Source organism: Candidatus Brocadia sinica JPN1 (assembly GCF_000949635.1).
Taxonomy (GTDB): Bacteria; Planctomycetota; Brocadiia; order Brocadiales; family Brocadiaceae; genus Brocadia; species Brocadia sinica.
The window spans coordinates 3,984,549-4,008,242 of the sequence record NZ_BAFN01000001.1 but is presented as its reverse complement, the minus strand read 5'-3'; the positions used below and the strand labels follow the sequence as shown (position 1 = coordinate 4,008,242).

The following is a 23,694-nucleotide window of genomic DNA, read 5'->3' as shown; positions in this document are numbered from 1 at the left end:
TTCTACAAAATTACTTTTTAAGTGAGGAGGAATAGAAAAATGGAAAAGTGGACTCTTGGAATATTAACATTATTGATATCGCTTACGATATCGTTAAACAGTGTATTTGCAAAGAGTGGCGGCGGAGGAAGACCTGTGCCTGTGCCAGAACCTGTAAGCTGCCTGCTCTTTCTAGCGGGCGGCGCTACCTTGGTAACTTTACGGCGCTTAAGAAGTAAAAAGAATTCCAAAGTTTTCAATGAACATTCGCAGGACGCCAACGTACAATAGCGACTTTACGATAACACTTGGTGTAACATACAGACCTGACAACACACTCACTCTCATGGAAGAGAGTAAGTGTTGTTAGGAATTGTATAACTCTTTCTTACGATTTTGAATGCTTCGTTAAACCGTCAAATATGCATCCCGTGGCTTTGGATATTTAGATTACGATGATCCACTATTTCATTTGGATACTAACGGCATCACTTTATACCCCTCTTTTTTTTGTGCTTTATCGTCATGGCTGGAAGTCTTCTGATTATACGCACGCCTATTTTATCATACCTGTATTCTTTTGGCTTGTGTGGCGTAAACGCGCACTCCTGAGAGAGTCCATTCAAAAGAGTACACCGGGCAACAACTTCTTTGGCCTTTCTATCCTGCTATTGGGAATTTTTCTGTTTACTTTTGGTTGGCGGCAGGACTATCGGTTTCTTACTGCGCTTTCTTTACTTCCGGTTCTGTATGGATTGGTAAGTTATCTTTACGGATTAAAAGTAACAAAGATCTTATCTTTTCCTATTCTTTATCTGATATTGCTTGCGCCGATTCCCACCGGAATTATTGATAGCGTTACCCTGCCTATGCGTTATGGCCTTTCCGTTGCCACGGAGACGATCTTAAAACTTTTTCATTATCCAATCACAAGGGAAGGGCTTTTATTAACGATTGGCAAGACTGATTTGTTTATGGGACAACCTTGTAGTGGATTTCGTTCTATCGTTACGATGTTTTCTTTGGCTTTAATTTATGCATATATAAATAAGGGCAGCATATCCAAAAAAGGTGTCCTTGTCTCTTCCATTATTCCTCTTGCGCTCGTGGGCAATCTTATCCGGATTATAACCTTATGCCTTATCACCTATTATTTTGGCGAGGAAGCTGGCCAGGGATTTTTTCATAGCATGAGCGGCGTTGTAATATTCGTGTTTATCATTCTGGGATTAATTGGATTGGAATATTTGCTTGAAAGATGCAGGATAACAAGATGAATAAGAAGAAAAAAGGATTGATACCTATCGCATTGTTGTTATGCGCTATTATTTATTGCTTCGGTTTTCCAAAAGCAAAATATGAAAGCCTGAATATCCTTTCCCAATTGAAAATACCGCTTGAGATTAACGGATGGCAGGGAAGGGATGTGGAGCAAGAATGGAATATGGAGGGCGAAGAATATAATTTTGTTAGCCAGGCATTGGATCGTGAATATGTCAATGCAGATGGTAAAAATCTTTTTTTACTCGTACTGGATGCAGGCAATTTTCACAATCCAAAGGTATGTTCTAATAGTTCCGGCTTTAAAGTCATTGAATTAAATAACCTTGAGTTTCATGTAGTAAATCGTACATTTCAAGCTCATAGTCTTTATACCGAAAAGGATGCCGATGGTTTTCTGATAATTTATTGGATTTGTATCGATAAAAACGTCGTTGATTGGACAGAACAAAAAATAAAACAGTTATGGTTCTCATTGATTAATAAAAAAAGGGCTGGTCTCATGATCCGAGTTGATGTGCCCACGAAAGAAGATACTATCGGGGACGCCTTGAAATTGGCGGAAGATTTTATTGCAGATTTAGGATGGGCAATGTCTTCAGATCAGGCAAGCTATATTTTCGGAAATCCAGGAACAGTTGCTGATCTATCTCTAAAGTAAGACAATTCTACCCCGTTAATGAAAAAATACTCTTTATCTGAAAAATCATACCATCCCCTCTTTTAAGGTAAGGCTGCCAGCCCAATTTTGTAAATCATTCCTGATGACATTCCTCACGATCACAAATTGAAAATCGTACAGGGACGTCATTGTTCTGCTTAAATCTATCCACGGTAATAACCACGTCTCCCGCAAAAATTTGAATTGGAAATATGATAAATAGTAAGTACGACCAAACAAAGATCGTCTTTTTCACCTGAAAATACCTCCTGCACTATCATTCTGAGACCTTCGCTTTTTGTCATTCTGAGCAAAGTGAAGAATCTCTTTTACCGCTCAGGGTAAACTCCGCGAAGAATCTTGCTTTGCGTGATTCTTTGCCTTAGTCTCAGGTCGATATTTTTCATTATCCTTTGTGAACCAGAGGCTCTTGGATGTTTCATCCTCGTTTTCGCATCAAAATTTTTATTACTGCCAGCACAAAATTAACATCGAGATTGACAGCTTAATACTCTATCTATTATTATCTGAGTATACAACGATGTTCAATTTTGCCAGGGAAATATTTGTTCAAATAACAACTTACTTTTAGCGATTATTACAAATATTAAGATAAATGGGGGAGGGGGATTTTTCAATGAAGCAATTCATTTCAATCATTACTTTTACCGTGTTGTTAACCGCAATGTGCTTTCATTGGGGCGTAATAAATAGCAGCGGGAGTGAAAAGGGTGAAGAGCAATTTTTAGCAAATATCCGGCAGTTGACCATCCAGGGGAAAAGCGCCGGTGAGGGATATTTTTCTCAGGATGGAAAATATTTGATATTTCAAAGCGAACGCGACCCTGAAAATCCTTTTTACCAGATTTATATAATGAGTCTTGAGACGGGAGATACCCATCGGGTTTCTCCGGGAATTGGCAAAACCACCTGCTCATTTTTCCGAAACAACTCAGAAGAAGTGCTTTTTGCCTCAACCCACCTTGACCCTGATGCAAAGGAAAACAAAAAGCAGAATTTGAATTCCGCGCCTCTGGAAAAAAACGCCGTTTTACGTGGGATTATGACTCAAGTTACGACATTTTTTTCGACCAAACGAGATGGAACCACATTAAAGCGCTTAACAGATGCCCCCGGCTATGATGCAGAAGGCGCCTATTCCCCTGATGGAAACAAAATTGTTTTTTGTTCTCTGAGAGATGCCTATCCGGTTGAAAAGCTCTCATCCGAGGATCAGAAACGCATGGAAACCAGCCCTTCCTATTTTGGTGAAATCTATATCATGAATGCCGACGGTTCTGAGCAAAAACGATTAACCAACTGGCCTGGTTATGACGGGGGTCCTTTTTTCAGTCATGACGGGAAAAGGATCATCTGGCGGCATTTCAATGAAAACGGCATGCTGGCCGATGTCTATACCATGCTGCTCGATGGTTCTGATGTACGAAGGTTGACTGACTTCAAATCAATGTCATGGGCTCCTTATTTCCATCCTTCCGGTGACTACGTCATCTTTCATTCCAATAAATTTGGATTTACCAATTGTGAGTTGTTTATCGTGGATGCCCTTGGTGAAAAAGAACCGGTACGGGTGACTTTCCATGATAAATTTGATGGGTTGCCTGTTTTTGCACCTGACGGCAAACGTCTTGCGTGGACTTCCGGCAGGACAGCGAACGGTGATTCTCAGCTATTCCTGGCAGATTGGGATCATGAAGCTGCATTGAAGGCATTACAGTTAGCAAACGTAAGATCCGCATCACAGCCTGCTCAAACATTCAGCAATCCTGAGAGTTTACCGCAAAAGGTCTTCAACAGTCCGCCTTACAAAGACCAGATTCCTGAAAAAACAGGGCACCAATTCTCACCTAAAATTACTGCTACCGATCTTCGAGCAGAAGTGCAATATCTTGCCTCCGATGAATTGGAAGGACGGTTGACGGGAACAAAAGGTACGCAACTGGCAGCCAATTATATTGCTGACTATTTCAAAGGAATTGGATTAAAGGCCATTGACAGTAACAAAGGCTATTTTCAGGAATTTCCCTTTATTGCCGGAACAAAAATAATCCCGGAACAAAACCACTTTCAAATTACGAAGGAAGGTACGAAAAAAGAAACGATTCAATTCGTGGTAAACAAAGATTTTGCCCCTCTGTCATTTACGGTTAACGGTGAGGTAGAGGGGGAGGTAGTTTTTGCCGGTTATGGGTTGTCCGTCCCTGGAAATGAAGGGAATCGTTACGATTCATACGAAAAACTTGATGTGAAAGACAAAATTGTGGTGGTTCTTCACCATGTGCCTGAAAAGGTGGATATGAAGAGACATTTAGAGCTTACCCGGTACGCAGGATTACGTTATAAAACGATGATAGCACGCGAGCACGGGGCTAAGGCGTTATTAGTTGTTACCGGCCCAAAGACTCCTAGTGGAGGGGAGTTATTCCCACTTTTCAGTGATAAGGAATCGGCCAGCTCCGGAATTATTGCGGCATCTGTAAGTGGTAAAATAGCCGAAGCGCTCTTCGCCGGTTCCGGTAAGAATCTTGAGACAATTCAGGCAGGACTAGATGTTGAAGACCCTCAGACAGAAGCGGGCTTTGATTTACCGAACGTGAAGATACGGATATCCACGGCGGTTGAGCAGGTTAAGGAAAAGGACCGGAATGTCCTTGGACTTTTACCCCCTTGTGATGAAAATGAAAATGCTGAGTATATTATCATTGGTGCTCATTACGATCACATCGGTCGTGGAGGGATCGACTCGCTGGCACGCAAAGGTGAAGAGGGCATGATACACAACGGGGCTGATGACAATGCCTCTGGTGTTTCCACTGTCCTTGAACTGGCTGCTGCCCTGGCGGCAGAGCGGGAAACGAATCCACAACTATTTAAACGCGGGATTATTTTTGCCCTCTGGTCGGGAGAAGAATTGGGATGCCTTGGATCTTCTTATTTCATTGAGCATCCCACAATTCCATTAAAAAATGTTATTGCCTATGTTAACTTTGATATGGTCGGACGACTTAGTGAAAACAATTTGATAGTTGAGGGGATAGGTTCGTCCAATACCTGGGCCCGGCTCATTGAAAAATGCAATGTAACTGCCGGATTCAACGTAAAGCTTCACCGCGACCCGTATCTGCCAACAGATGCCACGGCTTTTTATTCAAAAGAGGTTCCCATAATTCACTTCTTTACCGGCGTACATGAAGATTACAATAGACCCACGGATGACCCGGGCACCCTTAATTATGATGGTATGGTGAGGATCGCAGAATTTGCACGGGCAATTGTTATCGATTTAATCAGGCATGCAGAGCGCCCCGATTACGTGAAAGTTGCGCAATCTGGTGAATCGAGGAAAGAAAAAGTTTCCCGCAGGACTTACTGGGGGACCGTGCCTGATTTTGCCAGCGAAAACAGTGAAGGCGTAAAAATCAGTACGGTTAAACTGGAAGGGCCAGCGGATAAAGCCGGAATGAAAGACGGTGATATCATTGTCGAAATTGCTGGGAAGAAGATTACGAATATTTATGATTACAATTATATGATGGATGCTGCGGGGGTCGGTAAACCGGTCGAAGTCGTTGTACTCAGGGATGGGAAACGAGAGATATTAACGATTATACCGGTAGCGCGGAAGTAGTATCGATAGTACCTTTGACGAGAAAAGACCCCTCATCCGTCCCTCTGCCACAAGGGGACAAGGCAGCTTTTCCCTCCTTTGATGGGCTAACAGTTTGACACTTTTTGCCGGGGAAATCAACCATTATCAGATGAATAATCCTTTGAATTACTTGATATTGTTGGATGTTTCGGTGAGAGGGCTCACCGAAACAAGAATTAATCCTCAGCACCGAAACGAATCGGGAGTCATCGGCAGTGGGCCACCCCCTTCACCCCCGCCAGCGTGGGACAGATGGTTGTCCCCCTCAGTGAGGGGGACTAAGGGGGAGGAGCTTTTGTTTGAAATTCCTATTCAATCAAGATAACGGTCAAATTTAATTCTTCCTGAATTTTTATGACTGAACGAGAGCGGTGGGGGACACGAATAGGACTTATCCTTGCAGCGTCAGGGAATGCGGTTGGTCTTGGAAACTTTCTGAGATTTCCCGTTCAGGCTGCAAAACATGATGGCGGTGCCTTCATGATACCCTATTTCCTTTCATTCTTTCTCCTTGGCATTCCTCTCATGTGGGTGGAATGGGCTGTCGGCAGATATGGTGGCATTCGCGGTCATGGAACAAGTCCTGGTACATTCCAGCTCCTCTGGAAAAACAGGAGCGCCAAATATATCGGAATTATTGGTATTGTATCTCCCCTTGTTATCATAGTCTACTACACATACATCACCTCGTGGACGGTTGGATATGCCATCTTCTCACTATTTAACAGTTTGCCCAAAGTTGATACGATAGGAACACTTGAAGAGACATTAAAACCATTCTCTCATGTTCTTCAACAATATACCGGAACTGGCGATTTTTTTCTCACTCCGTCCATGTATGCGTATATTATGTATGTTTTCACCCTCTTTTTGAGCATGCTTATCCTTGCCCGTGGAATTGTCAGAGGCATCGAACTGTTGGCAAAAATTGCAATGCCTTTGTTATTCCTCTTTGCCATTTTTCTGGTAATAAGGGTTTTTACGCTAGGCTCTCCTGTGCATCCTGATTGCAATCCCTTAAAAGGACTCGCCTTTCTCTGGGAACCAAAGTTTTCAAAACTATTTGACTTAAACATCTGGCTTGCCGCGGCAGGACAGATGTTTTTTACTTTAAGCCTCGGTATGGGTGCAATGCTCACCTATGCCAGCTATCTCCGGGAACATGATGATATTGCACTTTCTGGTTTGACAACCGCCACAACAAACGAATTTGCGGAGGTTATCCTGGGATCATCCATTGCCATACCCGCTGCCGTGGTGTTTTTTGGCGTTGCCAATACTGAAATAATCGCCAGGGAAGGCGCTTACCATCTTGGTTTTGTCTCAATGCCTGCGGTTTTTTCGTTTATCCCACTGGGAAATGTTTTTGGATTTCTCTGGTTTGCACTTCTCTTCTTTGCCGGAATTACTTCTATTGTTGCCTTAACCCAACCTGCCATTGCCTTCCTGGAGGAAGAGTTTTGCATGGAAAAGAAAAAAGCCGTCTGGTGTGTGGGTGGCTTTCTCTTTATCTCAGGTCATATACCTATCTTTATGAGAGGAACACTCGATGAACTGGACTTCTGGGCAGGAACATTTTTCGTTACCTTCCTTGCGGCCACTGAAATCATCCTCTTTTTCTGGGTGTTTGGCTCAAACAAGGCCTGGAAGGAAATAAAGAGAGGTGCCGAGATCCCCATTCCCGGGATATTTTTCTTTATTTGCAGGTATGTAACGCCAACGATCCTTATTATCATTTTCACAGGATGGGTGATCCAGCATGGCTGGCAGGAAATTTTTAAAACATCTTCTACGAAATGGATTGCCCGTATTTATTTGATGGTAACTTTTACCATAGCCGGGATTCTCATCCACAAGGCGTGGAAGAAAAGAGAGGCGCGTTTATGAGCCTTTCGGGGTGGTTCTTTTTGATCTTTTTCTGGGGAATAATCTTGACCCTGGTATTTTTCTGTTATGGAAAAATATTGAAAATGGCTAAAAAAAGAACACAAAAATAAAAGAGTCAGGTAGGGCAGGCATTGCCTGCCAAAAATATCATTCGCCAAAATCCGCATCGGTTATCTCATCCATTTCATCTCCACCCCAATCGGGCGGATAACTCCCATTTTTCACAAACCGGTGAAACGTCGAATACGGCCAGTCCTTGACACGTTTTACCAATCTATGCTTTACCGGGTTAAAATGGAGATAATCCATGTGTCTCCTGAAATCATCCTCATCACGAATCATGTGTTCCCAAAAACGCCGTTGCCAGATCGTTGCTTCGCGGTATTTCCGTTTTGAATCGGTCATCAATTCGTTACGATGAAACAGGCTTTTAGCCCTTTTTGAAAATCCTGCCTTAATCATGCCCCAGCGTTTGGAATAATCGCCGTCGTTTTCCGGAAGGGTCCATATACAATGGATATGATCAGGCAGCAGCACCCATCCACAAATCGTAAATGGATGTAATTGCCGCACCTTATTAATCACGGCACGTAAAATTTGCCTGCTCTGCGGAATTATCAGGATTTTTCGTCGTTTGTAAGTAACAACCGTAAAGAAATAGGTTATACCCGGTATCCGTATCCTTCGATAATCTGGCATACGTGCCCATTTCCAACCATGTAATTTTTATGTAGGGCGGGCATTACCCGCCATAATCAATCTATTTCGATCCAATTCACGTTCCCCATTTTCATGAGGACAAGTTTCACGAGGACATGTCCTTTATGCAGAAACCTACCCCAATTGCTCAATTTTTGGTAGGCGGTGCCTACCCTACTTGGCTTGTTATTCCTCGTACTTACGAAGGTAGTTTGATGCCAGAAAGTTTCTGGTATAAATCAACGGCGTAAGTATCTGTCATACCGGAAATATAATCTGTGACCACAAGTAAACGTTGATAAGGTGAAAGTATTTTTAGATATTCGTCGTGCGTATTAAATTGTTGTTCAGATAATTGTAGGTGTTGTCTTGGGAATAGCTGCCTTAGGTTCTTTTCCTTAGGATCTGGTTGATCTGTTAAGATTGCTGAATAATACATTTCAATGAGTCCACCAATTGCTTGAAAACCAGCATATTCAATTTGTAGTACCCGCTCGTTGATATAAACTTTATTGGCCAAGGTTTTTAGCTTTTCGTATTCATTGCACAGCGACGTTTGGGAGATCAGGCTGACTTTGAAGTTATCATTCTCGATCTGCTTTAAATTCTCCTTGAATACTTGAATGCATTCCATAGTGAGTGCATGAATTGCCATAGCCCTCAATCTAGAAATCTTAGTAGCTTCAAGGTTATAAGAATTAATTGGAGATTCATTAACTCTTTTGGCTATAGGAAGAAGTACATCTTCGACATCTGAATAGGGAATAATTCTCAATTGGTGAGCATCTTCAATATCAATGATGGCATAACAAATATCATCTGCTGCTTCCACTAAAAAAGCCAAAGGGTGCCTTTGAAAAACACCTGAAGATTTCTCAATTAATCCTAAACCGCGGAATGCTTCAACAGCCAGAGGCGCATCATCTTGAAAGTAGCCACATTTTTTGAGGGATACATCTTTATCTTTAAGGGCTTCTTCTATTAGAGAGGGGCGGGGGTATTTTGTCATTGCGCCGATTGTCGCTAGAGTTAGTCGTAATCCCCCTCGCCTTTCTCTAGCTTGGAGCTTGGAATGAATCCTAAAACTCTGGGCGTTTCCTTCAAAAGATAAAAAATCTCCCTGCTGTGATCTATCTGGAATCAAATCATTCAGATTCAATTCACCAGATGTTGTACCCCTGAATTTTGTTCTTGCCCATTGCTGGATTGCCTTTTCACCGGAATGCCCAAATGGCGGATTACCTATATCATGAGCCAAGCAAGCGGCAGCGACGATCGTTCCAATATCCCCATAAGTTAAGTCATCCTGTTTAAGCACGCCTTCTTTTTGGAGGATCCTTACCAGCCATCTGACCAAGTGAACGGCCTACACAGGAAACCTCAACGCTATGAGTGAGCCGAGTTCTAGTGTAATCGGATTGGGACAGAGGGAAAACCTGGGTTTTATCCTGTAAACGACGAAAAGCACTAGAGAATACTATACGGTCATAGTCTTGGTCGAATTTTGACCGACCTTCAGGTGGTTTTGTTGTTGTTGGAGACTCTCCAAGCCTTTTATCAGAAAGGAACTTCTTCCAACGCTCGATCCGGTCTTGGTTCACTTTACTTGCCCTCTTTTACAGATTAACGCAGATTCTATAAGCTACTTGTTCATTATATTCCCATAGCATCTCTACGGAACAGGGAGGCATAACGATGAAGCTCACTGGCGTGGCGGCAGTATCGCCACGTCCATGTGGAGCGATTTGTTGGCCTATTCCAATTTCTTTTTTGCCGGTCTGACTTCATAGAAAGCCTGATCTTCACTAACAACATATGCCTGCTCTGCAATGCCTCTTTCAAAAAGAAGCTTTGCTTCTGAGAAAAGGCCTGATGTTTCAGCTTTCAGGTAGCGGGCTGCCATTCGGCAATATTCAGGGTCGATTTCAATACCAATACTGTTGCGGCCCGAACGCAGTGCTGCAACCATTGTTGTCCCCGATCCGCAAAAAGGATCAAGCACAGTATCTCCAACAAAGGAGAACATCCGTACCAGACGTTTGGCAAGCTCCACGGGAAACGGTGCAGGGTGGTGCTTGGTTGATGCTCCCGTGATGTTCCATATCTGCTGAAACCAGCAATCAAACTCATCTTTCGTTAATCTGCTTGCTTCACGCTGCGCGTTTGTTGGCTTTCTATAACCACCAGGTTTTCTCTGCATAAGAATGAACTCCATATCATTCTTGATAATAGCATTAGGCTCATAGGGTTTCCCGAGGAACTTTGATCCATTTGAAACTTCATATGACGCGTTGGCTATTTTGTGCCAGATAATCGGGTTGAGATTGTCAAAACCAATGCGTCTGCATATAACGCAGATGTCGGCGTGAAGCGGAAATACAAGATGCCGTCCGAAGTTTCGTCGGGCAACACAGACATCCCCAACAACGCAAACCAGACGTCCTCCAGGGACAAGAACACGAAACACTTGCCGCCAGACCTTTTCCAATTCAGCAAGAAAGGCTTCGTACTCTTGAACATGGCCAAGCTGATGTGGGTTCTCGTTATAACGCTTAAGATTCCAGTAAGGAGGCGATGTTACAACAAGATGAACTGATTCATCTTTTAGGAACGATAGGTTTCTTGCATCAGCATTGATCAATCTGTGGGACGTAGGCTGCATGGATTCACACAAAGGTCGTCACATGAGCAATGAGTATCTTTGCAAAACGTTCAATCGACAGGTCATCCGCAGGTGTTTTGAATATACCCTTAAGGCCTTCGTGGCTGGATGAAGTTATAAAAGCGGAAGCGGTATAATGACGCTCTAAAACAAGTTTCCGGCAGAACAATTCGTAACGGCGCATATATGACGCGCCACGAAACTCAGGAAATACCTTGAAATGGGGTTCTTGAATGCTGACCGGCCGGTTTGATGCTGTACAATCTTCCAGCATAAAGAAATATCCAAGAAAGGGTTGAGGGCTATCAAGATAGGCATGTTCGCGATAGGCTGTCCACAGATCAAGGGCACTTCCCATTGCTTCTTCCGTCCTGTTATTGAAATTGTTGCCAAAGGAAGGACCAACTTGAGATTTGGCTTCGACAGCGGCAATTAATGTCCGCTCCCTAACAACAAGGAGGTCCCATTCTTTAGTGGGGCGGAAGAAACCTGGAAGTTCAATGGCTTTCTTTCGGAATACATATCTCTCAGGTATGCCGCTTTGGGTAACAAGCTTAGTGAACAGGTCAATAAACCCATTCATCTGTGCGCCACCCGTCACCGCACTTCTCAATCCTTGGTCGGCCTTTCCAGCCTGCTCCTGCTTCTTTCGCTGTGTAGCCCGTGTCTGCCAGTAATGAGCAACCGCTTTCGAGCTGAGATCGGGTAGATGTCGGAGGATTTCGTGTTGATTCATGCAATTATTTTATCAGTAGTATAGTTTATTTTTCTATGGCCAACATTTATTTTATTTTTATTCTGTGAATGTCAGCATAGTATATCATGCCATATCCGTTGTCAAACAAAAATCGATAGAATTATGTTGAAATATTGAATATAGTTCTATAATATTACTCCTAATTTATTAGTATGTGGAATCTTGATAATTGTTTGGTTTTATTATGCTTTCATCTTTCAAAGACTACCTTACTCAAAAAGCGCTGGTGAAAGAAAAAGATGTCCCTTTTTACCTGAAGTGGGTCTCTGACTGCTACTCGTTTCTCGACACGCCCGACTCTGTGGTATTAAATCCGGAGCAAACGAATCGATTCCAGAAATATTTGGCCAAAACCCATGAAGACGGGCAGGTCAAGCAGGCCGAAAATGCATTGCGGCTTTATAGCTATTACCTCACTTCATTACAAAAAAATGCATCGATGAAGTCTTCAGAGGGTGAAAACGAATGGAACCTGCTTGAAACACAGACACGAGAAGCCCTCAGGCTCAGACATCGGTCACATAGCACGGAAAAGACCTATATCTCCTGGCTGCGCTCATTTCGGGGATATGTCCATGATAAAAAACCATCAGAACTGACAAACGGGGATATACAGGATTTCCTGAGTTCCCTTGCAGTAGAACAAAAGGTGTCTGCTTCCACTCAGAATCAGGCTTTAAATGCGCTTCTTTTTGTTTACCGGCATGTGCTTGAAAAGGAGATAGGTGAAAAGGAACTGGATGCGGTGCGAGCGATATACAAACGACGCATCCCGGTGGTGCTCACGCTAAAGGAAGTGCATGCAATATTTGATCATCTGTCAGGAGCCCAACGTATTATGGCAATGCTCACGTACGGATGCGGACTCAGGTTGCAGGAATGCCTGAGTCTGCGAATAAAAGACATTGACCTCGAACAGAACATTGTCATTGTGAGATCGGGCAGGGGGAATAAAGACCGGAGAACGATTCTCCCTGAGTCCCTTAAAGATGATCTCATTGCGCACATTTCGGAAGTAAGGGGCTTATACGATCAGGACAGGGAAAAGGGCATTCATGGAGTTTATCTTCCTGGTGCGCTGGAAAAGGAATATCCCGATGCAGGCAAGGAGTGGGGTTGGTTCTGGCTTTTTCCCTCCAAATCTCTTTCCGTTGATCCGCGCACGCACACGGTGCGGCGTCATCATATGCACCCTGCATCACTCCAAAAATCATTCAAGGTTGCCGTCACAAAGGCAGGAATTACGAAACAGGCATCCGTACATACGTTACGGCATAGTTTCGCCACGCATCTACTGGAGAAGGGATATGACATCAGGACAATTCAGGAGTTGCTTGGTCACAGGAATCTTCAAACCACCATGATTTATACCCACGTTGCCTCAAAAAATATATTAGGCGTGCGGAGCCCTCTGGATGCATAAATTTCAAAGTTTCGATTGTAGAGCGAAGAGTCTCTTCGCTCTACATGAAAAAGTTGCCGAAGGCCCAATTTAAAGAGAAAAGACTTCTCTGCCTTAATTCAATGACATTGCCTTGCGATGGGGAGGAAAAAGGGATGGTTATAAGTTCAGAAATACATTCTTGATTGAGACTTGCCATACCAATAAAATATCTTTATAGTAATTCAAAAGATACACTTAAAAAGTAAAGATAGTCTTACTTATTTTACCCTCTTTAAAAGAGTCGTCGATACGTCTTGACATGAATTAGCCGGATTACATTTTCTCACGCTCAATAGAACAGGTAAAAGCGCAAAAATTTTTAATAAAAACCTCAATATTTTGGGGTTTTTCAAAAAGCCAAATTGATACCTCTATGGTAATTTCAAAGCCATTTTTTCGGAGACAATCAAAATGAGTAATCAACCGAATAAGATCATCTATTCCATGCTCAAGGTAAGCAAATATTATGACAAGAAGCCCGTGTTGAAGGATATTTCCCTTTCGTATTTTTACGGCGCCAAGATTGGCGTACTGGGCTTGAATGGTTCAGGAAAGAGTTCTCTCCTGCGTATTCTTGCCGGAGTGGATACGGACTTTAACGGACAGGCAACCCTTTCACCCGGCTACACGGTTGGATTTTTAGAGCAGGAACCACACCTGGATGAGACAAAAACGGTACGTGAAATTGTGGAACAAGGGGTTCAGGAACTAGTAGACCTCCACAATGAGTACAACCGGATCAATGAACGATTTGCCGAACCGATGTCGGATGACGACATGAACAAACTGATAGAACGGCAGGGGGAGGTACAGGAAAAAATTGACTCGCTTGGCGCATGGGATCTGGATGCACGCCTGGAAATGGCAATGGACGCCTTGCGTTGCCCCGAAGGGAACATGCCGATAAAGGTGTTATCCGGAGGGGAACGACGCCGTGTGGCGCTTTGCCGGTTATTATTGCAAAAACCGGACATTTTACTGTTAGACGAACCGACGAACCATCTTGACGCCGAATCGGTTGCATGGCTGGAGCATCATTTGCAAAATTATGAGGGCACGGTGATCGCAGTAACCCATGATCGCTATTTTCTCGATAATGTAGCCGGCTGGATATTAGAACTGGACAGGGGGTATGGAATTCCCTGGAAGGGGAATTATTCGTCATGGCTTGAGCAAAAGCAAAAGAGGTTACAGCAGGAAGAAAAGCAGGAGACCGAGCGGCAAAAGACCCTCAAACGCGAGCTGGAATGGATCAGGATGACACCCAAGGGCAGACACGCAAAATCGAAGGCACGTATTAACTCTTACGAATCGCTCCTTGAACAACAAGGTGAAAACCGTATAAAGGATTTAGAGATCTATATCCCGCCCGGCCCGAGACTGGGTAATTTGGTCGTTGAAGCAGACAAGGTAACCAAGGCATACGGAGACCGTATTTTGGTGGAGGGGATGACCTTTTCCCTGCCACGCGGAGGAATTGTCGGGATCATTGGCCCCAACGGCGCCGGAAAAACCACCCTATTCCGCATGATTACCGGCCAAGAAAAACCGGATACCGGTACGATCCGGGTGGGTGAGTCGGTTAAGCTCGCATACGTTGATCAAAGTCGGGAAACCCTCGATCCCAGCAAAACCATATGGGAGATAATTTCAGGGGGGAAGGATATTATCCGGCTTGGCAGCAGGGAGGTTAATTCCCGTGCGTATGTGGCGCGTTTTAATTTTTCCGGGACAGACCAGCAAAAGCCAGTGAAAACACTATCAGGTGGAGAACGGAACAGGGTACATCTTGCCTGTATACTGAAAGAAGGCGCCAATCTGCTTCTGTTAGACGAACCCACGAATGATCTCGACGTAAACACCATGCGGGCTTTGGAAGACGCCCTGGAAAATTTCTCCGGTTGTGTCCTGGCGATCAGCCATGACCGCTGGTTCCTCGATCGGATCGCTACCCACATCCTTGCCTTCGAGGGAGACAGCAAAACCTTCTGGTTTGAAGGAAACTATTCCGAATATGAAGCGGATAGAAAAAAACGTCTTGGCATTACAGAAGACCAGCCCCACCGCATCAAATACCGGCATTTGACTAGGGCTTAAAGTTGTGTGGAGGAACTAAAAACCTGAAATGGCAGAAATAATAATGCAAAGAAAGTATAAGCAAGACATCCCAAATAAAGAAAAATCTCAACACCATTCAACAAACAGGAAAAGGATGCCGTATTTGATCTCCAGCATTTTTATTCCTATAATAATTGGTTTGGTTGTAATGATAATAGTGAATAATGAAGTTACCATTTTCAGGCTAAAGAGAACCGCAGATACTGAAAATTCAACGATTATCAAAACAATATTCCGCAACAAGCCCGAAAAGGGATTATCACCTGAAATAGTACAGATCGTGCTGAAAGATAAGGGTCTCTTCGATTCCCGAAGGAATTCTTCCATCCAGGGTTTTTCTCATGAGTTTCAAGTTCAAGATGGAGGAACGGCTGTTTATGATCATGCAAGTAGTTTACTGTGGCAGCAATCAGGTTCCCAAGGAGAGATGAATTATGAAGAAACAAAGAGCTATATTTCCAAACTGAACCATGAACAATTTGCCGGTTATCATGACTGGCGTTTACCGACCTTAGAAGAAGCTATGTCTTTGATGGAGCCAACAAAGAAGAATGGTGATTTACATATTGACCAAATATTTGACCCATGTCAGGTGAGGATTTGGACGTCTGATTTCAGAAGAGATTCGATGTCCTGGGTTGTCAGGTTTGATTCGGGCTATTGCGACTACGTCTATAATGATGGCAATATCAAATACTCAGTTCGTGCCCTTCGGAGAAGATAATTGTACATTTGTTCATTTGTATATTTGAAAACAGCGTTAGGATTTGCCTGCTTTTTGGAATCACCGGGTTTTTCTTCCGTTGGAGGTGACCACCGTAAAGAAAGAGGTTAACCCGGTATCCGTATCCTTTGATAATTCGTCATATATGTCTATTTTCCAGTCGTACAATTTTTATGTAGGGAGGCAATGCCTGCCATAATCAATTTTTGTCAAACCATTTCGATCCAATCCCCGTTTTTACGAGGACGTACCCTTCATGCAGTGCCCATCCGATTGCTCAATTTTTGGTAGGCGGTGCCTGCCTTGGCTGATATCTGCAACGAGGCTGACATTTCTGGCGCTTCGTCAATCCAAGTAGTTGTCTTCAAACCAGACCACCTTCCTATATATAATTACTTGTAGACGATCAGTAAATCTCTCGCCTCGACACATTCCCTTGCTTTAACCAAAATCTGACCAATTTCACCGTCATGTTCAGCATAAATAGTCGCTTCCATCTTCATGGCCTCCATTATCAAAAGCGGATCATTTTTAACAACCTTATCGCCAACGCCTACTTTTACATTGACAATCATGCCCGGCATGGGTGCAGCGACGTGTTTGCTGTTTCCTTCTTCTGCCTGAGGACGCCTGGTTACTGAAGCAGCGACCTTGCGGTTGGCAATAACTACCTCACGCGGCTGACCGTTCAGTTCAAAGAAAACGGTACAGTCTCCTTCCGCATTTACCGGGCTTATGGCCACCAGTTTGAAAATCAGGGTCTTTCCTTCTTCGATGTCAAGGGCGACTTCTTCGTTCATAGGCAGGCCATAGAAAAATACATCCGTGGGAATAACAGAAACGTCGTCGTATTTTTTTCTGTGCTCAGCGTACTGAATGAAGACATCCGGATACATCAGATAAGACATGAGTTCTTCGTTGGTGATGGATTTGGAGATCCGACCCCCAACTTCTTTTTTGATCTCGTCAAGGTTCACAGGCGGCAGATTAGCGCCAGGCCTTTCAGTGAAAGCAGGCGCCCCTCGCAAAATTCTATATTGTACATCTTTTGGAAAACCTCCGGTCGGCTGGCCGAGACGGCCTTCAAAAAATTCTATAACGGATGTGGGAAAAGAAATTTCCTTGTTACTGTGAACGATATCCTGAGCCCTGAGGTCATTTGTCACCAGAAAAAGTGTCAGATCTCCAACAACCTTCGAGGATGGAGTAACTTTCACAATATCTCCGAAAAGCTGGTTGACATCTGCATAAACATCGGTGATTTCATGCCAGCGGTGTGCCAGACCCATAGAATGGGCCTGCTGGAAAAGGTTGGTAAACTGGCCGCCAGGGATCTCGTGATGGTACACCTCGGCAGTGCTTGACTTTTGAATGGATTCAAATGGCGCATAATACTCCCTGACCACTTCCCAGTAGTCCGAGAGTAACCCCAGGGCCTTGAAGTCCATACCCGTGTCACGTTTGTGAAAACGCATCATTTCCACCAGGGTGTTCAGATTGGGCTGAGAGGTCAGTCCGGAAAGAGGCCCCACTGCGGCGTCCACAATATCTACACCAGCCTCTGCAGCCTTGATGAGGGTGGCGATCTGACCGCCTGATGTGTCGTGGGTATGAAGATGTATGGGGATCTTCAGCTCAGATTTCAGAGCACTAACCAGTTCATAGGCAGCATAAGGCTTCAAGAGGCCAGCCATATCCTTGATTGCCAGGATATGAGCGCCATGGCCTTCCAGCTCTTTTGCCATTTTTATATAATAGCCCAGCGTGTATTTAGTCCGTTTTGAATCCAAAATATCTCCGGTGTAACATATGGCGGCTTCACAGAGGGCCTTGGTTTCCAGAACGGCATCCATTGCCACTTTCATGTTTGTGACCCAGTTCAGAGAGTCAAAGACACGGAATATATCTATGCCGCTTTCTGCTGACTGTTTTATGAATGCCTTGACGACATTATCAGGGTAGTTGGTATAACCAACGCCATTAGATGCCCTGAGCAACATCTGGAAGAGTATATTGGGCGCCAGTTTTCGCATGAAGCGCAAGCGTTCCCAAGGACATTCCATGAGAAATCTCATGGCGGTGTCAAAGGTTGCTCCACCCCACATTTCGAGTGAAAAGAAATCGGCATGGTTCCTAGAGTATATCTCAGTTATCATCAGCATATCTATAGTCCTCATACGGGTAGCCAGCAGGGACTGATGCGCATCGCGGAAAGACGTATCTGTCAACAGCAGTTTTTTCTCCTCGATGATATACTGGGTGAATTTTTTTGGTCCCATTTCCAGGAGAAGGTCACGGCTGCCCTTAGGTCTGGGGTTTTTACGATCGGCAGCAGGAACCGGCGCTTTACGGCGGCATATGGACTTGGGTATTTCCTTAATAAGCGGGTGACCGTTGACCAGAATATCTCCCATGAAACGCATGATGAGGGTAGCACGATCCCGGCGGCGAGAAAAATGGAAGAGATTCGGATTTTCGTCAATGAAGCGCGTAGTACATTTACCTTCCAGAAAATCTTTGTGGTTAATCAGATTAATGAGAAACGGAATATTGGTTTTTACACCACGGATCCGGAATTCATCCAACGCCCTATCCATACGGTGTGCTGTTTCCTCAAAACAGGTTCCAAAAGCCGTAACTTTCACAAGCATAGAGTCATAGTAAGGAGTTACCAGTGCGCCGGAGAAGGCAGTTCCGGCGTCAAGACGGATACCCATGCCACCAGCAGAACGGTAATGCTGAATGCGGCCATAGTCGGGAACAAACCCGTTGGAAGGGTCTTCTGTGGTAATCCGGCACTGGAAGGCAATGCTATTGATATGAATTGCTTCCTGGTTCGGTATGCGGATTTCCGGTGAATTGAGGGGGAACCCTTCGCTGATTAAGATCTGTCTCTTTACCAGATCGAAACCGGTAATAGTTTCGGTGACGGTGTGCTCAACCTGAATTCTGGGATTGACTTCTATGAAATAATACTTTTCGGTCTCTGTATCAAGGAGAAATTCTACGGTACCGGCATTATCATAATTCACAGATTTACCTATTTTTACGGCTGCATCACAGATGCTCTGTCTGATGCTTTTGCCTAGATTCTGTGCCGGGGCAATCTCAACGACTTTCTGATGGCGCCTTTGAAGAGAACAGTCGCGCTCAAACAGGTGTACCATATTATTGTATTTGTCACCGAGAATCTGCACCTCAATATGGCGTGCTTTTTCGACATATTTTTCTATAAAACATTCATCAGAACCAAAGGCCGTCAGGGATTCACGCTTGGCTTCATTCAGGCGATGGCCCAATTCAAACTCACTGTGAACCACACGCATACCACGACCGCCGCCGCCATGGGCAGCCTTGATGATAACCGGATATCCCAATTTGCTGCAGAGAGATTTAGCCTCATCCAGGTTTTTAATTGGGTGATTACACCCTGAAAGTATGGGAACATTCACTTTTTCGGCAATTTCTCTGGCCGAGGTTTTATTGCCAAGCGTATCAAGGATTTCCGGACGGGGACCGACAAAGGTGATGTCTGCCTTTTCACAGGCACGGGCAAAGTTGGCATTCTCTGAGAGAAACCCGTAACCCGGATGAATAGCGTCAACTTCCTTGTCTTTGGCCAGATGAATGATTCCATCGATATCCAGATAAGCCTTGACTGGATCTTTACCCTTACCAATCTGATAGGCTTCGTCTGCTTTAAATCTATGAAGTGCAAAGCGGTCTTCGTGAGAATATATTGCCACGGTTCTTATACCAATTTCATGCGCTGCACGGCAGACCCGTATCGCTATTTCACCACGGTTGGCAACGAGAAGCTTTTTAAATTTCCTGATTTCCATAAAAAACCTTTAAATAGAGTTTACTGAAAAAATTCATTTTATCCGAAGGTGCCATTTGTGAACATCCTCTTTACTATCTGGAATATTATATAACCTGAATCTTGCACAAGTGCAAGATAAAAGGAGGTGAAACCATCAAGGATTACCTCATTATAATAGGGTAAGTGAGATTAACCTAATAATTAAGAGGAGGTAACCCAGATGGTAAAAAGTAAAATAAGAATACCGTCAAAAGGCAGCAAAATCAAGAAGAAGGTGTCTGTCCAGCAAAGGCCGGTAAAATAGGGTATGTATGGTTTTACTCAGCATTGTCCGGTTAGAAATTTGCGTAAAACAAAAGACAATAAATTTTTTTAGAAAGAGGTATTTTTTGCTTGACTTTTTGAAATAGTCAACGATGGCAAAATTTTTATAACACTTTAACTATAAAGGAGTTATAAAAATGCCATATACCATTGATCCGTTTTGCAAACAGCAAAAAATTCCCACGTTTCATGAACTGTTTAGTCCTGTACAGAATATTTTTCATTCGGTGCCACCTCTTGAATCAAAAGGAAACAGGCCGTTGCAGATGAATTTCGAACAACAACTCAAAGCACTTATTTATTACCATCTCGAAGAACATTCCTCAGGCAGAGATCTCCTTCAGGAACTCCAAGAGGATGATTTTGCCAGAACCGAAATAGCGCCTCCCGACGGTATCAAAAAGAGCAGCTTTTTCGAGGCCATCAACCACAGAGGCCTCGAGCAACTCCTCTTTATTTTCACGAAACTTCAAGCCGATGCCACAAAGGTGCTCCCCAAGGAATATGAACATCTGGGGGAACTCGTCAGTATTGATGGTTCATTCATTGACGCAGTCCTTTCCATGCATTGGGCAGATTACCGAAAGGGGGCAAAAAAAGCAAAAGCCCACCTTGGTTTTAATCTTAACCATTCTATTCCATCAAAAATTTACCTTACCGATGGTAAAGGTGACGAACGCCCTTTCGTAAACAAAATACTCTCCCCTGGTCAGACGGGAATCATGGACCGTTATTATCAGTGCCATAAAGACTTTGACCTATGGCAGACAGAAGGAAAGCATTTTGTCTGCCGTATCAAAGAGAATACAAATAAATCCGTTATAAAAACCAATCCTCTCAAGCCAGGGAGCATAGTCTTTTATGATGCCCTTGTCCTGCTTGGAACACCCCAGGTGAATCAGACAGAAAAACCTGTTCGCCTTATCGGGTATTGGATAGACGCTAAAGAGTATTGGGTTGCAACTGACCGCCATGACCTTACTGCTGAAGATATCGCTTCTCTTTACAAGCTTCGCTGGAATATTGAAATATTCTTTGATTGGTGGAAGCGCCACCTCAAGGTCTATCATCTTATCGCACGATCACAGCACGGATTAATGGTTCAAATACTTGCAGGGTTAATTACCTATCTTCTACTTGCTATTTACTGTCACAATAATTTCAAAGAAAAAGTTTCTATCAAAAGAGTCAGAGAGTTGAGAATCAAAATAAATAATGAAGCCAGAAACTTAAACTTTTCTCCTTTTGGCAACTACAATTTCAAAGAACATGCTAAAAATTATGACCACGCAAAAACTTAACCGGACAATGCTGGGAACAACTACAGCTGGCAATGGTAGTATAATTGAAGGTTCGAGGATAGAGGCTTGGGGATACACAGAAACAGAGCCTTATACATATTTATCACTCCATGCAAACAATCCTGGTTCTTCTACATTTACTGATTCATCGAATTACAATACTGTAATAACTGCAGGTGGTAATACTATCGGAACAATTACCGCCAAAAATGGTTCTGGTTCGGCATGGTTTGATGGAACTGGAGATTATCTAAGTTGTGCAGACAACGATAGATGGCAATGGGGAACTAATGCTACAGTTGCAGCATGGGTAAACATAACTACGTCTGGATATGCAGGGGTTGATAGGATCGCATTAGTCACTCAATGTGTCGATACTAACAATAGTTGGGGATTGGTAATTTACAATAACGTTGCTGGAGCTAGCCAGGGTAAGCCTTTTTTTGAATTTAAGCAAGGAGGTTCTGGATACGCCAGTGGTTATGGATCGATAGCAATCTCAGAGAATACATGGACTCATTTGGCATGGGTGAAATCAAATAATCAGTATCAGATATTTGTAAACGGTGTCTCTTGCGCAACATCTACAAGTGCAACAGCAATGAATAATCTTGCGGCTGCATTGAAGATAGGCACAGCAACCGTTTCAGCGGTTGGGCAAGAGCTAAATGGGATGGTAGATGATTTAGTGATCTCTGGAAGAAACTTATGGACTACAAACTTTACACCACCACCGAGAACGATCGATGCAATCAATCTTGCAGACATTGCAGGGGATGGAAGTTCTGACATTGCGGTTGTAATTGGTACTCGAACAGTACAAACAGGAAGATCATTTGAACTTGTATCTGGATTGACAACGCTGGCAGATTCGTGGGACACTAGATGCGATGTTAAGTTAAAAGAAGTTGTCAGTGAGGACGGGGAAACATTAGCAGCCCTATCATATGAAACAGTGAAACAGCTTGATTTGAAGCAGTGGCGATTAAAAGCAAATCCTAAACAGACTTTTGTTGGTGTTATGATTGACGACCCGAATATTCCCGAAGAAATTATTTGGAGAACCGAAAGCGGGCAGCCTGGGGGATTTTCCGGAGTTGGCTTTCTGAATTATTTACTAGCAATTCAGAAAGAAGCAATCAGAAAACAAGAGATTCAACAACTCGAAATTCAGCAGCTAAATGCCACCATCGGCTCCATGACAGCAGAAATCAAAGCCTTGCAAAGTAAATGAGCTTTTAATATAGAGATGTGTAAGATTATCGAACATTTGTTTAAATTCCTTATCAGTGATTTACCAGTGATAATTTTCAAGAAGTTTATTTTCCAATTTGCCATAAACCCTTGATTTTATTGGCTGGGGAACTAGGATTCGAACCTAGACTAAATGATCCAGAGTCATTTGTGCTACCGTTACACTATTCCCCAGTGTTTGAAATGACGCATTATCCGGCTAGCGCCATATGTATGCTGGTGTTTGATATGAAAAGAGGAATTTCGAAATTAGGACACGGATTTCCACAGATATGCACGGCAATCCTGATAATCTGCGCTTATCAGCGTCCAAAATTCAGTTACATCATAATACAAAATATTTTTAGGCTAGTCAAGCCTATTGATGCATATTTAATTACAAGGTTTTTGACCGACATGGATGGTGACGATGCCCAGTGTCCTTGAGTATATCGTCACATCTTTAAGGCCACAGGATTCCATTTGCGCCCGGAGTCCATATCTATCGGGAAAGTTTAGTACAGATGACGGGAGATAGGAGTATGCATTGTACTTACTGCGAGAGATGAGTTTTCCGATGAAAGGGAGTATCTTTTTGAAATAATAATAATAGATCGCCTTAAAGACGGGATTTGTGGGTTGCGAGAATTCTAAGATCATCACACGCCCACCCGGAGCGGTTATCCGCACCATCTCGGTAATACCGGCCCTTAGATCAGATACATTCCTGATTCCAAATGCCACGGCAGAAACCTGAAAAGAATTGTCCTGAAATGGTAGATGTAAGGTATCGGCCTCGATGACCTTTATCCTGCCCGCGTGATCCTTTTTCTTCAGTTTGCGATCTGCCAGTCTTACCATTTCATGACAGAAGTCGCTTCCAATGACCCTTCCACTTCCGTTTAATACCTTTGAGTACGCAATCGCCAGATCACCCGTGCCTGTACAAACGTCTAACACCCTTGCATCCGCAGTGGCGTTACTTACCTTTACGGCAAACTTACGCCAGCTCTTGTCAAAGTTAAAACTTAAGATGGTATTTAAAAGGTCGTATACCCTGGCAATCGAGCCAAACATCTGCTGGATATGCACACCTTTTTTCGTTAATAATTCGGTTTGGGTAATCATAAA

General features: G+C 43.5%; 17 protein-coding genes and 1 tRNA gene. 10 read left to right on the top strand and 8 right to left on the bottom strand.

All coding sequences use genetic code 11. The annotated features are described in order from the left end of the window. The first annotated feature begins 39 nt into the window (after positions 1-39). From BROSI_RS18480 to BROSI_RS18470, 3 genes are all read left to right on the top strand, one after another. Positions 40-270 carry a PEP-CTERM sorting domain-containing protein gene (locus tag BROSI_RS18480; RefSeq protein ID WP_052561952.1) on the top strand — a complete coding sequence of 77 codons (231 nt, stop codon included), beginning with the start codon at positions 40-42 and terminating at the stop codon, positions 268-270. A 164-nt stretch (positions 271-434) separates the two neighbouring features. Then, complete coding sequence (locus BROSI_RS18475; protein ID WP_052561954.1) at positions 435-1,256, top strand: exosortase/archaeosortase family protein; 822 nt, start codon at positions 435-437, stop codon at positions 1,254-1,256. Further along, on the top strand, positions 1,253-1,921 hold the full coding sequence (locus tag BROSI_RS18470; protein ID WP_052561956.1) for an exosortase C-terminal domain/associated protein EpsI: 669 nt from the start codon (positions 1,253-1,255) through the stop codon (positions 1,919-1,921). The genes BROSI_RS18475 and BROSI_RS18470 overlap by 4 nt, the downstream gene beginning before the upstream one ends. Positions 1,922-2,015: 94 nt before the next feature. On the opposite strand, the gene BROSI_RS20135 is transcribed toward BROSI_RS18470, so the two are convergent. Beyond that, on the bottom strand, positions 2,016-2,177 hold the full coding sequence (locus BROSI_RS20135) for a hypothetical protein (protein WP_157842633.1): 162 nt from the start codon (positions 2,175-2,177) through the stop codon (positions 2,016-2,018). 381 nt (positions 2,178-2,558) lie between these two features. Between BROSI_RS20135 and BROSI_RS18465 the strand changes: the two genes are divergently transcribed. Together BROSI_RS18465 and BROSI_RS18460 are read left to right on the top strand one after the other, a co-directional pair. Then, entirely contained in the window at positions 2,559-5,570 is a 3,012-nt protein-coding gene (locus tag BROSI_RS18465; RefSeq protein ID WP_052565506.1) for a M28 family peptidase, read from the top strand. A 375-nt stretch (positions 5,571-5,945) separates the two neighbouring features. Next, positions 5,946-7,478 (top strand): sodium-dependent transporter, encoded by a 1,533-nt coding sequence (locus BROSI_RS18460; RefSeq protein WP_052565504.1) that lies wholly within the window; start codon positions 5,946-5,948, stop codon positions 7,476-7,478. 147 nt (positions 7,479-7,625) lie between these two features. Here the strand turns inward: BROSI_RS18460 and BROSI_RS18455 are convergent, their stop codons facing one another. From BROSI_RS18455 to BROSI_RS18435, 4 genes are all read right to left on the bottom strand, one after another. Further along, positions 7,626-8,177: an REP-associated tyrosine transposase gene (locus tag BROSI_RS18455; RefSeq protein ID WP_052565502.1), complete on the bottom strand. Its 552-nt coding sequence runs from the start codon at positions 8,175-8,177 to the stop codon at positions 7,626-7,628. 199 nt (positions 8,178-8,376) lie between these two features. Next, positions 8,377-9,534, bottom strand: a complete 1,158-nt coding sequence (gene dgt / locus BROSI_RS18450) for a dGTP triphosphohydrolase (RefSeq protein WP_200891793.1) — start codon at positions 9,532-9,534, stop codon at positions 8,377-8,379. 396 nt (positions 9,535-9,930) lie between these two features. Next, on the bottom strand, positions 9,931-10,839 hold the full coding sequence (locus tag BROSI_RS18440) for a DNA-methyltransferase (RefSeq protein WP_052565496.1): 909 nt from the start codon (positions 10,837-10,839) through the stop codon (positions 9,931-9,933). Between the two features lie 4 nt (positions 10,840-10,843). Then, positions 10,844-11,575 (bottom strand): PaeR7I family type II restriction endonuclease, encoded by a 732-nt coding sequence (locus BROSI_RS18435; RefSeq protein WP_052565494.1) that lies wholly within the window; start codon positions 11,573-11,575, stop codon positions 10,844-10,846. A 190-nt stretch (positions 11,576-11,765) separates the two neighbouring features. Between BROSI_RS18435 and BROSI_RS18430 the strand changes: the two genes are divergently transcribed. The 3 genes from BROSI_RS18430 to BROSI_RS18420 all read left to right on the top strand — a co-directional run bounded on the left by BROSI_RS18430 (position 11,766) and on the right by BROSI_RS18420 (position 15,882). Beyond that, positions 11,766-13,019 (top strand): integron integrase, encoded by a 1,254-nt coding sequence (locus BROSI_RS18430; RefSeq protein ID WP_200891792.1) that lies wholly within the window; start codon positions 11,766-11,768, stop codon positions 13,017-13,019. Positions 13,020-13,451: 432 nt separating this feature from the next. Next, on the top strand, positions 13,452-15,137 hold the full coding sequence (gene ettA / locus BROSI_RS18425; RefSeq protein ID WP_052565492.1) for an energy-dependent translational throttle protein EttA: 1,686 nt from the start codon (positions 13,452-13,454) through the stop codon (positions 15,135-15,137). 28 nt (positions 15,138-15,165) lie between these two features. After that, positions 15,166-15,882, top strand: a complete 717-nt coding sequence (locus tag BROSI_RS18420; protein WP_052565489.1) for an Lcl C-terminal domain-containing protein — start codon at positions 15,166-15,168, stop codon at positions 15,880-15,882. A gap of 392 nt (positions 15,883-16,274) precedes the next feature. On the opposite strand, the gene BROSI_RS18415 is transcribed toward BROSI_RS18420, so the two are convergent. Continuing rightward, positions 16,275-19,724, bottom strand: a complete 3,450-nt coding sequence (locus tag BROSI_RS18415; RefSeq protein ID WP_200891791.1) for a pyruvate carboxylase — start codon at positions 19,722-19,724, stop codon at positions 16,275-16,277. Positions 19,725-20,178: 454 nt separating this feature from the next. Between BROSI_RS18415 and BROSI_RS18410 the strand changes: the two genes are divergently transcribed. Together BROSI_RS18410 and BROSI_RS18405 are read left to right on the top strand one after the other, a co-directional pair. Continuing rightward, positions 20,179-21,330, top strand: a complete 1,152-nt coding sequence (locus tag BROSI_RS18410) for an IS4 family transposase (RefSeq protein ID WP_420886087.1) — start codon at positions 20,179-20,181, stop codon at positions 21,328-21,330. Beyond that, the gene (locus BROSI_RS18405) at positions 21,275-22,564 is read left to right on the top strand and encodes a LamG domain-containing protein (RefSeq protein ID WP_162183254.1); all 1,290 of its coding nucleotides are present in this window, start codon (positions 21,275-21,277) and stop codon (positions 22,562-22,564) included. Before BROSI_RS18410 ends, BROSI_RS18405 begins: the two co-directional genes overlap by 56 nt. A gap of 120 nt (positions 22,565-22,684) precedes the next feature. Here BROSI_RS18405 and BROSI_RS18400 read toward each other — a convergent pair. Further along, positions 22,685-22,758: transfer RNA gene (locus BROSI_RS18400), tRNA-Gln, on the bottom strand. 198 nt (positions 22,759-22,956) lie between these two features. Further along, on the bottom strand, positions 22,957-23,691 hold the full coding sequence (ubiE, locus tag BROSI_RS18395) for a bifunctional demethylmenaquinone methyltransferase/2-methoxy-6-polyprenyl-1,4-benzoquinol methylase UbiE (RefSeq protein WP_052565485.1): 735 nt from the start codon (positions 23,689-23,691) through the stop codon (positions 22,957-22,959). Positions 23,692-23,694 lie beyond the last annotated feature (3 nt).